The organism is Methylobacterium sp. D53M (genome assembly GCF_053345625.1).
On the sequence record NZ_JBKFAL010000003.1, the window covers coordinates 134,655 to 146,926 of the forward strand.

Here is a 12,272-nt window from a genome sequence, read left to right on the forward strand (position 1 = left end):
CTACCGTCGCGGGGCGGTATACTGGTGGCGAAGGCGATTCCGTTGCGATGAGCGGACACGACCGGCCGGTGCCCCTGTTAGGGGGACGTCCACCACGGTCGCTCTGAGCCTGGGCACCACCGACCCAGCCCGTGCGCGCACACTCGGCTGGGGGCTCAACGCGGAAAGCCTCCGCGTCCGGGATGACCCCGCCATGCAAACAGCGACTCAAATCCGCGACCACCTCCGCGCGTTCGTCGATCGGGAGCGAAGCGCGCGGATCGCGCGCTTGCAGCGTGACCTCAATCCACCGCGCGCGCCTCTCATCGGCGACTGGTCCTCGCTCATGGAGAAACGGGAACGGGAGTATCGGATCTTTGGACGCCTTCAGGCACTAGCGGCCAAGGAAGGCTTCGAAGCAGGGTACGACAGCGAACTCGATGCCCGCCTGAAGCGGGAAGGCTTCAGCCTGACGGAGCGCGGAGCCATCCGACGGCGCATCGAGAACGGTTACCTGCGCGATCTCGGTCGCCCGGACGAGACTGGTCGGCTCACGCCACCGCGCTCTTATCTACAGACGATGCTGACCAGCATGAACGAGCCTTTGACGGAAGCTGGCCTCAATCGCTGCCTCCGTGGCCTCGCGGCGCTCTCCAGCCATGTTTCACGCGAGTTCGCCTCAACCTATGCCGAGGCGCGTGCAGATCCACGGGAAGCCTGGGCCAATCTCTCAGTGATGCGTGCAAAGGGCGAAGTACCCCGCGACACATTGGGCTGGGCCAAGTCGGACTTCGACGGCGCCGACAGCTTCGAATGGGGCAACTTCGAAGTTGACGTCCCTACCCCGTCGCAGCAGGCGATGGACGATGATGAGAGATCTAACGCTCGCCAAACCGAGCCTGCATCCTCTCGGACTTTCGAACAAGATGCTGTGCCCAGCAGGCGAGACCAGACCTCCGCCGCGCCGACGCCTCCTCATCAAACGGATAGCGCTGCGCCTGAGCAGGCCTCAGAAACCCTTGGCACTACGTCAGTGAATGAAGGTCGGAACCCCGTTGAGAACGCCACCATCGGCACCGAGGTTCTCAACCAAGAAAGCTCAAATTGTAACGACAATCAAACTGAGACGACCTCTGCCGAAAAGACAAATTCTCTCATAGAAATCGTCGAAGAGCTCATCGGCCACAAAGGTAAGACGTGGGACGAGAAGACCCAGCGTCAGCATCGGGCCGTCTCCAAGATGCTGGTCGCTATCGCGGGCACTGACGATCTGGGAGAGATCAAACACGCCCATTGCGTCGCCTATGTCCAGAATCTCTCGAACTTGCCGAAATCTTACGGCAAAAGCCAAAGGGATGCGGAACTCTCGATCGCGGATCTTCTCGAACGTGGGCAGAGGTTACGGGCTTCTGGACAGGCCGAGAAAGTCGGGCTCAGTCCTGCGACGGTCAATCGGCATATCACACAGCTTTCGACCATTTTGAAATACTGCCGCGCCAATCAGCGTCCGATCGGAGAAGTGGAGCTCTTACGCGACTTTCGCCTGATCGACCCCCAACGGGATGGCGACAAGCGACCTGCCTTCGAGGTTGAAGATGTCGAGCGGCTCTTCGCGCATCCCGTCTGGACATCGACGACGTCCGAGGTGGATATGCGGCAGATCGCAAGCCGACAGCAGATTTTCGCGGCCGTCTATTGGCTGCCGCTTCTCGGCTACTACACCTGCGCACGCTTGTCGGAGTTGACCTATCTCGAGATCGACGACGTCGATGTAACGCGGGGCACGCTCAGGATCAGGCCAACCCGCAGACGGCGTCTCAAGAATGCGGTGTCACAGCGAACTCTGCCGATCCATCCCGAACTTATTCGGCTCGGCTTCCTCGATTTTGTGCAGAGACGGTCGGGAAAACGAACGGACCTAATTTTTTCGGAAATTGAACAGCTCGGTGAAAACACCCCACTGTCGAACTTGTTTGACAAGCGCTGGAGCGTCGTCCTGGACGAAGCCGTGCCGTCGGCACGGGAAGAAGGAAAAACGTTCCATTCCTTCCGGCACTTCGGCAACATGGAAATGATCTTAGCCCTTGTCCTCGACCCGATACGCGAGTCGATGATGGGTCACGAGGGCGCCACAGTGAATTCGCGCCACTATAAAAAGACACTCAAGCCCGAGAAGCTTCAAACTGCTATCGCTGCCATACCTGAGGTCACAAGGAGCTTGAGCGCGTACGACTGGTCGCTGATGGAGAAGGCGCTCATGGAAGACCCGCCGAAATCAAGAGCAGCACGACCTTGTGAGGCGCGACGTCCGACATCCGGCGGATCACCCCGGCATGCTTCAGGCAAGGATCGCATCATCGTGCCTGGACGTTCGCCACATTCTGTCGAACCCCGCTCAGAACCACGCCGCAACCTGAAAAACACGACCTAACCGACTATGGATCGCGTCCGCTTAGATGTGTCATTTGTCCGGAGCGGACATTCTGCAAAGCGCCCATCCCGGTCATACAACCGCATCCTCACGATGCCTGAAAGCGGACATGCAAGCTTGGCATCGATTGTTCAGCAGCAGCAACGCTTCGATCAGCAATGCTGTGATGTAAGGCCTCCGGATATCCATGGTCACCGACGACCGTCCCGAGTCTGTGTGGCCATGTATCGTTGTGCTATGGAGTGCGGGGAGGATGACACGTCAGGATGCGGTCCATCGGTCAGCACCTCGTCGACGCATGGCCGCGCCTGTATCGCTACGCGTTGACCCTGACGCGCGAGCCTGACGCCGCACGGGACCTGATGCAGCAGAGCGCGCTCAAGGCGCTCTCCACGCGGACGACTCCCCGTGAGCCTCGGGCGGCCCGCGCCTACCTGTTCCAGATCGTGCGCCACGCCTGGATCGACCGGATCCGCCGTTCCCGCATCCGCAACGAGGACGATCTCCTCGATTGGCCCGACGAGGGGTTCGACGACCGCCTGATCGAGGCCATCGCAGTGCGCCAAGCCTTCGCCGCCCTCGACGCACCCTGCCGGTCTGTCGTGACCTGCGTGGATGTCGAAGGCTTGAGCTACCGGGAGACCGCCGAGCGGCTCGGTGTTCCCATCGGCACGGTCATGAGCCGACTGCACAGGGCGAGGAGGATCATGCTGCACCGGATCGCCGGGACATCCGATGGGAGCGAGGTGCCGTGATGCGCTGGGAGACCCTCAATGCCTATGTCGATGGGGAGCTCGATACGCAGAGCCGGCACGAGGTCGCGGAGTCGCTGGCCCGGGACCCGGTCCTGGCCGCGCGGGTCGCGACCCTGACCCGGCTGAAGCAGGGCCTTAAGGCGGCGGTCGTGCGGCCCCGGCGCGCGCCCATCGCCCGCGCCTCCCTCGGATGGGCCTGCGCCGCGGCCTTGGCCGTCCTCGTCGGCGCCGGGTGGCTGGTGATGGCGTCCCGGCCCTCGGCCGACCCCGCGCGTGCGGCCTTCACCGCCTGGAGCGCGGCGGGCTCGCCCGCGAACGACGTGCGGCTCGCGGGCGGCTTGCGTGGCTTCCCCCTCGATCTCGGAGTGGTCGGCTTCCGCTTGGTCTACCTGTCCCCGGACGACGGTGCGGCCGGTCGCCTCGCCGGGTACGAGGGACGTCATGGCTGCCGGCTGGCCCTCTGGAGCGGGCCGGCGCCTGCCCAAGCCGGTCTCGCAATCGCGGAAGGCAGAAGCGGCCTGCGCCTGGCCCGCTGGGACAGCGAGGGTCGCCACTACGTACTCCTGTCCGAGACGGTGCCGGCCGAGCGGTTCGCCCTGCTGGCCGAGGCGGCCGTGCTGCTCACCAAGCCGGACATGACCGACCGCCTGCGCATCGCCCTGGACCGGGCCACCGGCCTCCCGGAGCGCCCCTGCGCCGGGTGAGGGGCGAGGATGGAAATTATTTCGATCCGCCGCGAATAGACCGGGGGCGCCATGCGTCTCCCCTTCCGCACAGCGCGGGCCCGAACGCCGGAGCCGTGCGCGGACGGGGGAGGACTTTCGGATGCTCGACAGACGGGATCTCATCAGGCGCGCGGGCCTCACGGCCCTGGCGGGCCTCGGCGGCGGCAGCCTCGCTCCGCTGCGGGCACTCGCGGGTGAGACAGCCGCGCTGCCCTTCGGCAACGGCGAACGGCCCCTGGTGGCCTATCCGGGCAAGCGCCCGCTGCTCCAGATGACCGCGCGCCCGCCGCAGCTGGAGACCCCGTTCTCGGTGTTCGACGAGGGCGCGATCACGCCCAACGACGCGTTCTTCGTCCGCTACCATCTCGCCGACATCCCGACCGAGATCGATCCCGAGACCTACCGGGTCGCGATCAAGGGGCATGTCGAGAAGGAGATCTCGCTCTCGCTCGCCGACCTGAAGGCGATGCCGACGACCGAGATCGTCGCGGTCAACCAGTGCTCGGGCAATTCCCGCGGCTTCTTCGAACCACGCATGGCCGGCGGGCAGCTCGCCAACGGGGCGATGGGCTGTGCTCGCTGGACCGGCGTGCCGCTGAAGGCGGTGCTCGACAAGGCCGGGGTGAAGGCGGGCGCCGTCGAGGTCGCCTTCACCGGCCTCGACGGCCCCGTGATCCCTGAGACGCCGGACTTCGCCAAGTCGCTGAAGATCGACCACGCCCGCGACGGGCAGGTGATGCTCGCCTGGGGCATGAACGGGCAGGACCTGCCCTGGCTCAACGGCTATCCCCTGCGCCTCGTCGTGCCGGGCTTCTACGGCACCTACTGGGTCAAGCACCTGGAAAGCATCAGCGTGCTCGACAAACCCTTCGACGGCTTCTGGATGCAGAAGGCTTATCGCATCCCCGACAACGACTGCGCCTGCACCCAACCCGGCAAGACGGCGGACAAGACGGTGCCGATCAACCGGTTCACCGTGCGCTCCTTCCTCACCAACCTGACCGACGGGGCGGATGTGAAGGCCGGGCGCACGCCCTTGCGCGGCATCGCCTTCGACGGCGGCTCGGGAATCAAGTCGGTGGCGGTCTCGACCGACGACGGCAAGACCTGGACGGAGGCGCAACTTGGGCAGGATCTCGGCCCCTACGCCTTCCGGCCCTGGACCCTCGCTGTCGACCTGACGCCGGGGGCGCACGCGATCCGGGTACGGGCCACGGGCAAAGACGGGGTGAGCCAGCCGATGGAGCCGCGCTGGAACCCGGCCGGCTACCTGCGCAACGTGGTCGAGACCACCCGCGTGCGCGTGGCCTGAGGGAGTGACGAGAATGACCCGCATCACCCTCGCCCTGACGGCGGCCCTCGCCCTCGCGACCGGCGCAGCCCTGGCCGCGCCGAAATCCTACGAGGTGCCGGAACCGACCGCGACCCTGCGGGCGCCGAAGGCCGGCACGCATGCGGAGGGCTTCGAGGCGGCCCAGGCGAACTGCCTCGTCTGCCATTCGGTGGACTACATCGCGATGCAGCCGCCGGGCAAAGGCGCGGCCTTTTGGGAGTCCGAGGTGCATAAGATGGTCAAGGTCTATCACGCGCCGATCGACGAGGCGCAGGCCAAGGCCATCGCCGCCTACCTCACAGACACCTACTGAGCTTCGGCTTGCAAAGGGGGCGGTCCGGCGACCGCCCCTCCTCTCGTTACTGCGGCGCCTGCGTCTGGACCGTCGCGCCGGTCTCGCCGGGCTTGCCCTCGACGATGACGAGGCTGCGCCGCGCGGCCTCGTTGGCGTTCTGCGTCACCTGCCGGATCGGGCCGACGGCGTTGACGATGGCCGCGCCCGCCGGGTTCGTCATGAAGGCTGCAAGCGGCTCCAGCGGCCCGGTGCCCTTCGGATCGGCCGCGAGGGCCAGGACGTAGGGCTTCTTCGGCGTGAGGCCGGTCACCGCCGCCTGCAGGGTCTGCAGGACGCCCTGGTCGAACAGCGTCACCTGCGTGGCCGCCTCGCCGTCCGGCCCGGCCAGCGTCAGCGTGCTCGATTGGCCCGCCACCCCCAGAGGCTGGAGGTTCGGCGCGCTGGCTCCTTCCGGCACCGCCTCGGGGACGTAGGCGACGCCCTGAGGCCCCTGGCCGATCGGGATCGTGGCGATGACGGTGTTGCTGCCCGTGTCGATCACCGCGACCGCATCGGCATTCTCCAGGCCGACATAGATCCGCGATCCGTCGCCCGAGGGCCAGAGGCCGTGGGGAAGCGCGCCGGTGGGAATGGTCGCGACCTGCGTGAAGTCGTCGGTGCGGAACACCTTCACTTGGTTCAGGCCGCCGATCGTCACGTAGGCGAACTGCCCGACCTTCGTGCGCGCGATGTTGACGTGGTTGGTGATCGGGCCCGTCTCGATGGTCTTGAGCGCCTTGAAGGGCGGCGTGGCCTCGAACACCTGGACGCGGCCGACGTCCTTGAGGGTGAACCACACCTGCTTGCCGTCCGGCGTCGCCGCGATGTCGGGGCAGAACGGGCTCTCCTGCTTGATCCGCCCGACGATCTCGCGGCTCTTCACGTCGATGGCGACCGTCTCGGGGCTGAAGCTGGAACAGACGTAGCCGTAACGCCCGTCGGGCGAGAAGATCGTCATGCCGGGCCCGTTCGGCACGGTGATCCGGCCCGTCTCCTTGCCGGTCCCGGCGTCGAGGATCGCGATATAGTCCTCGCCCCGCACGCTCACCCAGACTTCGCGCCCGTCCGGCGTGAAGAATGCCTCGTGCGGCGAGCGGCCGACATAGTTCGTGTGGCGTACCGTGTTGGTGGCGGTGTCGATGAAGCTGACCGAGTTCGAGCCGATCGAGACGGCGAGCAGAGTCTTGCGGTCGGGCGAGAAGCCCATCCCATGGACGAGGAGCTGACCGCGATAGAGCGGGCTCAGGTTCGCGGGCGTCGTGTCGCCGAGGCGGATCACGCCGAGGAGTTTGTTGTCGGCGGGATCGATCACCGAGACCGTGTTGGAGAACTGGTCCGAGGTGTAGAACCGGTCTCGGGGGCCGACCGGCACGTCCGGCGCCGAGGCGGACCCCGGTGCCTGACCCGCGAGGGCGGTTCCACCGAGGAGGGCGAGCAGCAGGGTCGCCGGAATGACGTGTCGCATCGTAAGGTCTCTTCGCGCTGACGAGGGGGATGGCGAGCGGCGATCCGCTCAGTGATGGTGAGGGGCCGGGCTCCGCTGCGGCGTGGCTTGCGCGACCGGCCGCTCGGCCAGGGCGCGGCGCATGACCTCGATCTCCTGCGCCTGCTCGACGATGATGCCCTGCGCGAGCCGGCGCAGGACCGGATCGCGGCCATAGGCGAGTTCGGCCTTCGCCATCTCGATCGCGCCCTGATGGTGCGGGATCATCATCGCGGCGAAGTCCCGGTCGGGGTCGCCGGACGGCGCCACCGCCATGTCCGCGTGCATTCGCGCCATCGATTGGGCCATCATCGCATCGAAGCCGCCGTGTGCGGACTCCGCATGCCCGGCGCGCATCATCATGCCGCCACCTAAGGCACCCCCGGCCATGAGCAGGGTGATGAGGATCGCCGTCGGTGCTCCGCGCATGGTCTCTCCCGCAGTGTCGAGGTCACGCGGTGAGAGATGCCGGTAGGGCCGGGATATTCCCCGCGGCACCGAGCGCGCCGATCACGGATGCGTGATCGGATTTCGACATGCTATTCCGGAATAGATCCGGCGTTTCCGGCATCTCTTGTCCAAGCGGCGGCGCGAGCATGGCCAGCGCCCCGATCCGGAGACCGCCTTGGACGATCTCGCCGTCCTGATCGAACCGCAGATACCGGCCCTGCGCCGCTACGCGACCGCGCTGCTGCGCCAGCGTGAAGCGGCCGACGACCTCGTTCAGGACACGCTGGAACGGGCGATCCGCGCGTGGCCGCAGCGCCGCGAGGGCGATCTGCGGGCGTGGCTGTTCGCGATCCTGCGCAACCGCTACCTCGAAGGCGTCCGCCGCCGCCGGGGCATCGAGGTCGGCGTGGAGGCGCTGGACACGATCGCCGATTTGGGGGCCGATCCCGAGGCGGCTTTGGGCGCGCGGGACGTGCTCGATGGGATCGCCGCGCTTCCCGAGGAGCAGCGATCCGTCCTGCTCCTCGTCGCAGTCGAGGACATGTCCTATGCCGAGGTCGCCGCCGTGCTCGCGGTCCCCGTCGGCACGGTGATGTCGCGCCTCAGCCGGGCCCGGGGGCGGATGCGCGCCTTTCTCGATCTGGCGCCCACGATCGTCACCGGGCATCTGCGGAGGGTGAAATGACCGCGTCCGACCCGCGTCCCGTCGGCGAGGACGACCTGCACGCCTTCGTGGACGGACGGCTCGATCCGGGCCGCCGCGCCAGCGTCGAGGCGTGGCTCGCCGCGCATCCGGAGGCAGCTGCGCGGGTCGCCGCCGATCGGGAGGTGCGGGACCGCCTGCGGGCTCGGCTCGCGCCCGTGGCGGAGGAGCCGATCCCCGCCCGCCTGCGCATCGCGAACCTCGCGGCTCCGCGCCGGATGGGGATCCCGCGCTGGTGGAAGAACCTGGCGGCGGCGGCGCTCCTGCTCGCCCTCGGCGGCGTGGCCGGGTGGGCCGGGCGCGGCGCCATGCCGGGTGCGGGCGCGCCCGCCGAACCGATGACCCAGGCGGCCGTCTCCGCCTTCCGCACCTACGTGGTCGAGGCCGCCCATCCGGTCGAGGTCCGCGCCGATGGCTCATCCGACCTCGTGCAATGGCTCACCGCGCGACTGGGACGGCCCGTCATCGTGCCGGATCTGCAGGCGCAGGGTTTCCGGCTGATGGGCGGTCGCCTGCTCCCCGCCGGAGACGAGCCGGCGGCCATGCTGATGTACGATGACGACCGGGGCACCCGTTTGACCCTCTACAGCCGGGCCGGGCCGTCCGGTGGGCGCGGCGTGTTTCGCTATGCCCGCGCGGACGACGTGGCGGCCTTCTCGTGGATCGACGCGGGCATGTCCTACGTGGTGACCGCCCGCACGGACGAAGCGCGGCTGCTCCGGGTCGCCCAGGCGGTCGATGCGCAGGTCTCGGGCCAACGCGAAGGCGCGCGGTGACGCGCGCGTCCAGTGTGCATAGAGACGCGACGGCCCCGCCTAATCTCCCCCGTCCGCCCAGGCCCTTCTGAGCCCGAAACGCCATGACCCTCGACCAGTTGCGGATCTTCGTGGCGGTGGCTGAACGCCAGCATGTCACCCGGGCGGCCGAGGCGTTGAATCTCGTCCAGTCGGCGGTCAGTGCCGCCATCAACGCGCTGGAGACCCGGCACGCCGTCAAGCTGTTCCACAGGGTCGGCCGTGGCATCGAACTGACCGAGGCAGGAAGCGTCTTTCTCGGTGAAGCTCGCGCCGTGCTCGCCCGCGCCCAGGCGGCCGAACTGGTGCTGGCGGACCTCAGCGGCCTGCGGCGCGGCACATTGACCATCCAGGCGAGCCAGACCATCGCCAGCCACTGGCTCCCCCGGCATCTCGTCGCCTTCCGGGCGGCCTACCCGGACATCGTCCTGCGTCTCGGCATCGGGAACACTGCGGAGGCGGCCGAAGCGGTGCGGGCGGGGACGGCGGAACTCGCTTTCGTGGAAGGCGCGATCGACGATGCCAGCCTGGGGAGCACGCCGATCGCCGAGGACCGGCTGGTGCTCGTGGTCTCGGCCGGCCACCCCCTGGCCGGATGCGCACGGCCGGAACCAGCCGACCTCGCTTCGGCCTCCTGGGTGCTGCGGGAGCCCGGATCGGGCACGCGCTCCGCCTTCGAGGCGGCGCTCGTTGCTTTGGGCATCGCGCCGGATACCCTCGCCGTCGCCCTGGAACTGCCGTCGAACGAGGCCGTCCTCGCCGCCGTCGTCGCGGGGGCCGGCGCGAGCGTGCTCTCCGAAGCGGTTGTCGGACCCGCGCTGCGAACCGGCGCACTCGTCGCCGTGCCCCTCGCCCTGCCGACGCGGACCTTCCAGGTCCTGCGCCACAAGGAGCGTTACCGCAGTCGCGCCGCCGACGCACTGCTCGCCCTAATTCACGCCGCCCCCTGACCGGCTGCGCGACTCAGGCGACCTCGACTCGCACACGGTGCCACGAAGCGCTGAGGTAGCCCTTGAAGTTCCACGTGTCGTCCGGCTGCGCCGGCTGGGTCTGCCCGGCCGAGTCCCAGGCGCGCACCGCGAGTTCGTGTTCGCCGGGCGGAAGGTCCAGCACGATCTCCCAGAACGTCCAGGCGAAGGGCGCGTCGGCCTCGTGGTCCAGCGTGGCCTGGCGCCAGGAGCGCCCGCCGTCGCCCGAGACATCGACCCGCACGACCGCCCGGTCTCCCGCGATCGCGTACCCACGGACGGGGGTCTCCCCCGCTTCGAGCCGAGCCCCGCGCGGGGGCTCGCAGATCGCCGCGTTGAGCGGCATCGTCTCGATGGTGTGGCCTTTGGAAGGATCGGCGGTCTCGGCCGTCACGTCCGGTGGGAACAGCTTGTAATCGTCGGCTTGCATCGGGTTGGCCGACGGATGGTCCTGCACCGTGATGCGCCGCAGCCATTTCGGGCTGCGCACCCCCGCGAAGCCCGGCACGACGGCACGGGCCGGGAAGCCGTGCTCGGGCAGCAGCGGTGCCCCGTTCATCGCAAAGGCCAGCAGCGTCTCGTCGGCGAGCGCCTTGGCGAGGGGAATGGAGACGCCGTAGGGCCGGCCCTCGACCACGTCGTGGCTTTCGAAGGCCACGTGGAGATCCGCTCCCGGCGTCACCCCTGCCGCTCGCAGGATGTCGCCGAGGCGGACGCCCGTCCAGTCCGCCGTCCCGATGGCGCCAGCGTCCCAGGGATCGCCCGAGACCGGGGCGACCGCTCGCATATCGGCACGGCGGTTGCCGGCGCACTGCATCGTGGCTGTGACGGTCACCTCGGGAAAACGCGCGCATAGATCCGTCAGGGACAGATCGAGAGGCATTGCCACCGCACCGTCAACGGACAAACGCCATGTGGAGGCGTCGATCTCCGGCAGGTCGCCGTGGGAGCGGACGTAGAAATCGTCCGCGGCGGTCCGGTAGTGCGCCCGCAGGCGGTCCAGCGGCGGCTCGGCGTTGTAGGGCCGCTCGCTGTGGACGATCAGGCGCGCCATGCGCTCGGCTAAGCTCTGCATAGTGGCTCCTTCCGGGGAGAGGTCGGGGTTCAACGCATTCGGACGCACCGGGTGGCGCGCCCCGGTCAGGCGATGCCGAGCAGGCGGATCAGCCCGAGGCTCACGACGGTCAGGGCGGCGAGAGAGGCGACGACCGCCAGGGTGACGCGGGGTCCCGCCTTGACGACGCTGCGCACATCGACCCCGAGGCCGAGGGCCGCCATCGACACGATAGTTAGCCCGTTCGCCGTCGCGGCCATGGGGTGCACGGCCGCCTCGGGAATGAGCCCCGCCGAGCGGAGCCCCGCCAGGGTCAGGAAGGCGAGGATGAACCACGGCACCAGCCGGTGCAGCGGCACCCGGCTCGGGGCGGGGCCCTCATCGACCGTCTGGGACGGGACGGTTGCGTCCGCCTCTCCCCGCAGCCGGCTCGCGCCCAGCGAGAGGGCGAGCACCACCGGCCCGAGCATCAGCACGCGGACCAGCTTGACCAGAGTTCCGACCTGGACGCTGAGAGCCGCCACCGGAGCCGTAGCAGCCAACACCTGCGGTACGGCATAGACCGTAAGCCCCGCGAGCACGCCGTACTGCATCGGCGAGAGCCTGAGCAGCGGCACGAGCAGGGGCAAGCCGAGGACGACGAGGACTCCGAGCACGGCGGTGAACGCGATGGACGAGGCGACGTCCTCGCCGTCCGCGCCGATCACCGGGGCCGCCGCCGCGATCGCCGAGTTTCCGCAGATGGAGTTGCCGCAGGCGACGAGGATGGCGAGGCGCGGGGCCAGCCCGAGGGCCCGGCCGATGCCGTAGCTCCCGGCGATGGCGAGAGCCACCACCCCTGCAATGCCGATGAGCAGTCCGGGTCCTGCCGCAAGCAAGGTACCCAGGCTCAGCGAGGCGCCGAGCAGGACGACGGCGATCTCCAGGACGGTCTTGGCGCCGAACGCGATACCGCGAACGAAGCGCGGCCCCGGGCTCCAGGCTGTGCGAACGGCCGTGCCTAGCACGATGGCGAGAACGAGAGCCTCCAACCACGCACGACCGAAGAAATACTCCTCGACCCCTTCCAGGGTGAGGGCGGCGCCTGTCACCGCGAGGCACAGGATCAGGCCGGGCAGGACGTGGCGCAGGGCAAGCTTGCGCGACATGGAAAAGGTTGCTGCGAACATGGTGCGGACACATCGTGGGCTGGATCTGCTCTGGATCATGGCCGCAGTCAATCGATCAATCCAATGGAACGTATCGAACGTTTTGATCGAATTA

General features: G+C 68.2%; 12 protein-coding genes. 8 read left to right on the top strand and 4 right to left on the bottom strand.

What is annotated here, in order from left to right; all coding sequences use genetic code 11:
- Positions 1-193: 193 nt before the first annotated feature.
- The 5 genes from ACLBYG_RS08135 to sorB all read left to right on the top strand — a co-directional run bounded on the left by ACLBYG_RS08135 (position 194) and on the right by sorB (position 5,536).
- Complete coding sequence (locus tag ACLBYG_RS08135) at positions 194-2,410, top strand: hypothetical protein (protein WP_447681149.1); 2,217 nt, start codon at positions 194-196, stop codon at positions 2,408-2,410.
- Between the two features lie 266 nt (positions 2,411-2,676).
- Positions 2,677-3,165, top strand: a complete 489-nt coding sequence (locus ACLBYG_RS08140; protein ID WP_447681150.1) for an RNA polymerase sigma factor — start codon at positions 2,677-2,679, stop codon at positions 3,163-3,165.
- The gene (locus ACLBYG_RS08145; protein WP_447681151.1) at positions 3,165-3,869 is read left to right on the top strand and encodes an anti-sigma factor family protein; all 705 of its coding nucleotides are present in this window, start codon (positions 3,165-3,167) and stop codon (positions 3,867-3,869) included. The genes ACLBYG_RS08140 and ACLBYG_RS08145 overlap by 1 nt, the downstream gene beginning before the upstream one ends.
- A gap of 121 nt (positions 3,870-3,990) precedes the next feature.
- Positions 3,991-5,202, top strand: coding sequence for a SorA family sulfite dehydrogenase catalytic subunit (gene sorA, locus ACLBYG_RS08150; protein ID WP_447681152.1), 1,212 nt, complete (start codon positions 3,991-3,993; stop codon positions 5,200-5,202).
- Positions 5,203-5,215: 13 nt separating this feature from the next.
- Entirely contained in the window at positions 5,216-5,536 is a 321-nt protein-coding gene (gene sorB / locus ACLBYG_RS08155; protein ID WP_447681153.1) for a SorB family sulfite dehydrogenase c-type cytochrome subunit, read from the top strand.
- Positions 5,537-5,582: 46 nt separating this feature from the next.
- Here the strand turns inward: sorB and ACLBYG_RS08160 are convergent, their stop codons facing one another.
- Complete coding sequence (locus ACLBYG_RS08160) at positions 5,583-7,022, bottom strand: YncE family protein (RefSeq protein ID WP_447681154.1); 1,440 nt, start codon at positions 7,020-7,022, stop codon at positions 5,583-5,585.
- 48 nt (positions 7,023-7,070) lie between these two features.
- Positions 7,071-7,403, bottom strand: coding sequence for a CopM family metallochaperone (gene copM, locus ACLBYG_RS08165; protein WP_447681155.1), 333 nt, complete (start codon positions 7,401-7,403; stop codon positions 7,071-7,073).
- 262 nt (positions 7,404-7,665) lie between these two features.
- Between copM and ACLBYG_RS08170 the strand changes: the two genes are divergently transcribed.
- The 3 genes from ACLBYG_RS08170 (at position 7,666) to ACLBYG_RS08180 (ending at position 9,937) form a co-directional block, all read left to right on the top strand.
- On the top strand, positions 7,666-8,175 hold the full coding sequence (locus ACLBYG_RS08170) for a sigma-70 family RNA polymerase sigma factor (RefSeq protein ID WP_447681156.1): 510 nt from the start codon (positions 7,666-7,668) through the stop codon (positions 8,173-8,175).
- Positions 8,172-8,969 carry an anti-sigma factor family protein gene (locus ACLBYG_RS08175; RefSeq protein WP_447681157.1) on the top strand — a complete coding sequence of 266 codons (798 nt, stop codon included), beginning with the start codon at positions 8,172-8,174 and terminating at the stop codon, positions 8,967-8,969. Before ACLBYG_RS08170 ends, ACLBYG_RS08175 begins: the two co-directional genes overlap by 4 nt.
- Before the next feature lie 83 nt (positions 8,970-9,052).
- Positions 9,053-9,937 carry a LysR family transcriptional regulator gene (locus ACLBYG_RS08180; RefSeq protein ID WP_447681158.1) on the top strand — a complete coding sequence of 295 codons (885 nt, stop codon included), beginning with the start codon at positions 9,053-9,055 and terminating at the stop codon, positions 9,935-9,937.
- Between the two features lie 13 nt (positions 9,938-9,950).
- Here the strand turns inward: ACLBYG_RS08180 and ACLBYG_RS08185 are convergent, their stop codons facing one another.
- Both ACLBYG_RS08185 and ACLBYG_RS08190 read right to left on the bottom strand, forming a co-directional pair.
- On the bottom strand, positions 9,951-11,030 hold the full coding sequence (locus tag ACLBYG_RS08185) for a molybdopterin-dependent oxidoreductase (RefSeq protein ID WP_447681265.1): 1,080 nt from the start codon (positions 11,028-11,030) through the stop codon (positions 9,951-9,953).
- A gap of 65 nt (positions 11,031-11,095) precedes the next feature.
- Positions 11,096-12,157, bottom strand: a complete 1,062-nt coding sequence (locus tag ACLBYG_RS08190; RefSeq protein WP_447681159.1) for a YeiH family protein — start codon at positions 12,155-12,157, stop codon at positions 11,096-11,098.
- Positions 12,158-12,272 lie beyond the last annotated feature (115 nt).

What these genes read in the sequence shown, in the direction of transcription:
- ACLBYG_RS08135 (WP_447681149.1), top strand. Translation starts at nt 194, where the DNA reads ATGCAAACAGCGACTCAAATCCGCGACCACCTCCGCGCGTTCGTCGAT.
- ACLBYG_RS08140 (WP_447681150.1), top strand. Translation starts at nt 2,677, where the DNA reads ATGCGGTCCATCGGTCAGCACCTCGTCGACGCATGGCCGCGCCTGTAT.
- ACLBYG_RS08145 (WP_447681151.1), top strand. Translation starts at nt 3,165, where the DNA reads ATGCGCTGGGAGACCCTCAATGCCTATGTCGATGGGGAGCTCGATACG.
- sorA (WP_447681152.1), top strand. Translation starts at nt 3,991, where the DNA reads ATGCTCGACAGACGGGATCTCATCAGGCGCGCGGGCCTCACGGCCCTG.
- sorB (WP_447681153.1), top strand. Translation starts at nt 5,216, where the DNA reads ATGACCCGCATCACCCTCGCCCTGACGGCGGCCCTCGCCCTCGCGACC.
- ACLBYG_RS08160 (WP_447681154.1), bottom strand. Translation starts at nt 7,022, where the DNA reads ATGCGACACGTCATTCCGGCGACCCTGCTGCTCGCCCTCCTCGGTGGA.
- copM (WP_447681155.1), bottom strand. Translation starts at nt 7,403, where the DNA reads ATGATGATGCGCGCCGGGCATGCGGAGTCCGCACACGGCGGCTTCGAT.
- ACLBYG_RS08175 (WP_447681157.1), top strand. Translation starts at nt 8,172, where the DNA reads ATGACCGCGTCCGACCCGCGTCCCGTCGGCGAGGACGACCTGCACGCC.
- ACLBYG_RS08180 (WP_447681158.1), top strand. Translation starts at nt 9,053, where the DNA reads ATGACCCTCGACCAGTTGCGGATCTTCGTGGCGGTGGCTGAACGCCAG.
- ACLBYG_RS08185 (WP_447681265.1), bottom strand. Translation starts at nt 11,030, where the DNA reads ATGCAGAGCTTAGCCGAGCGCATGGCGCGCCTGATCGTCCACAGCGAG.
- ACLBYG_RS08190 (WP_447681159.1), bottom strand. Translation starts at nt 12,157, where the DNA reads ATGTCGCGCAAGCTTGCCCTGCGCCACGTCCTGCCCGGCCTGATCCTG.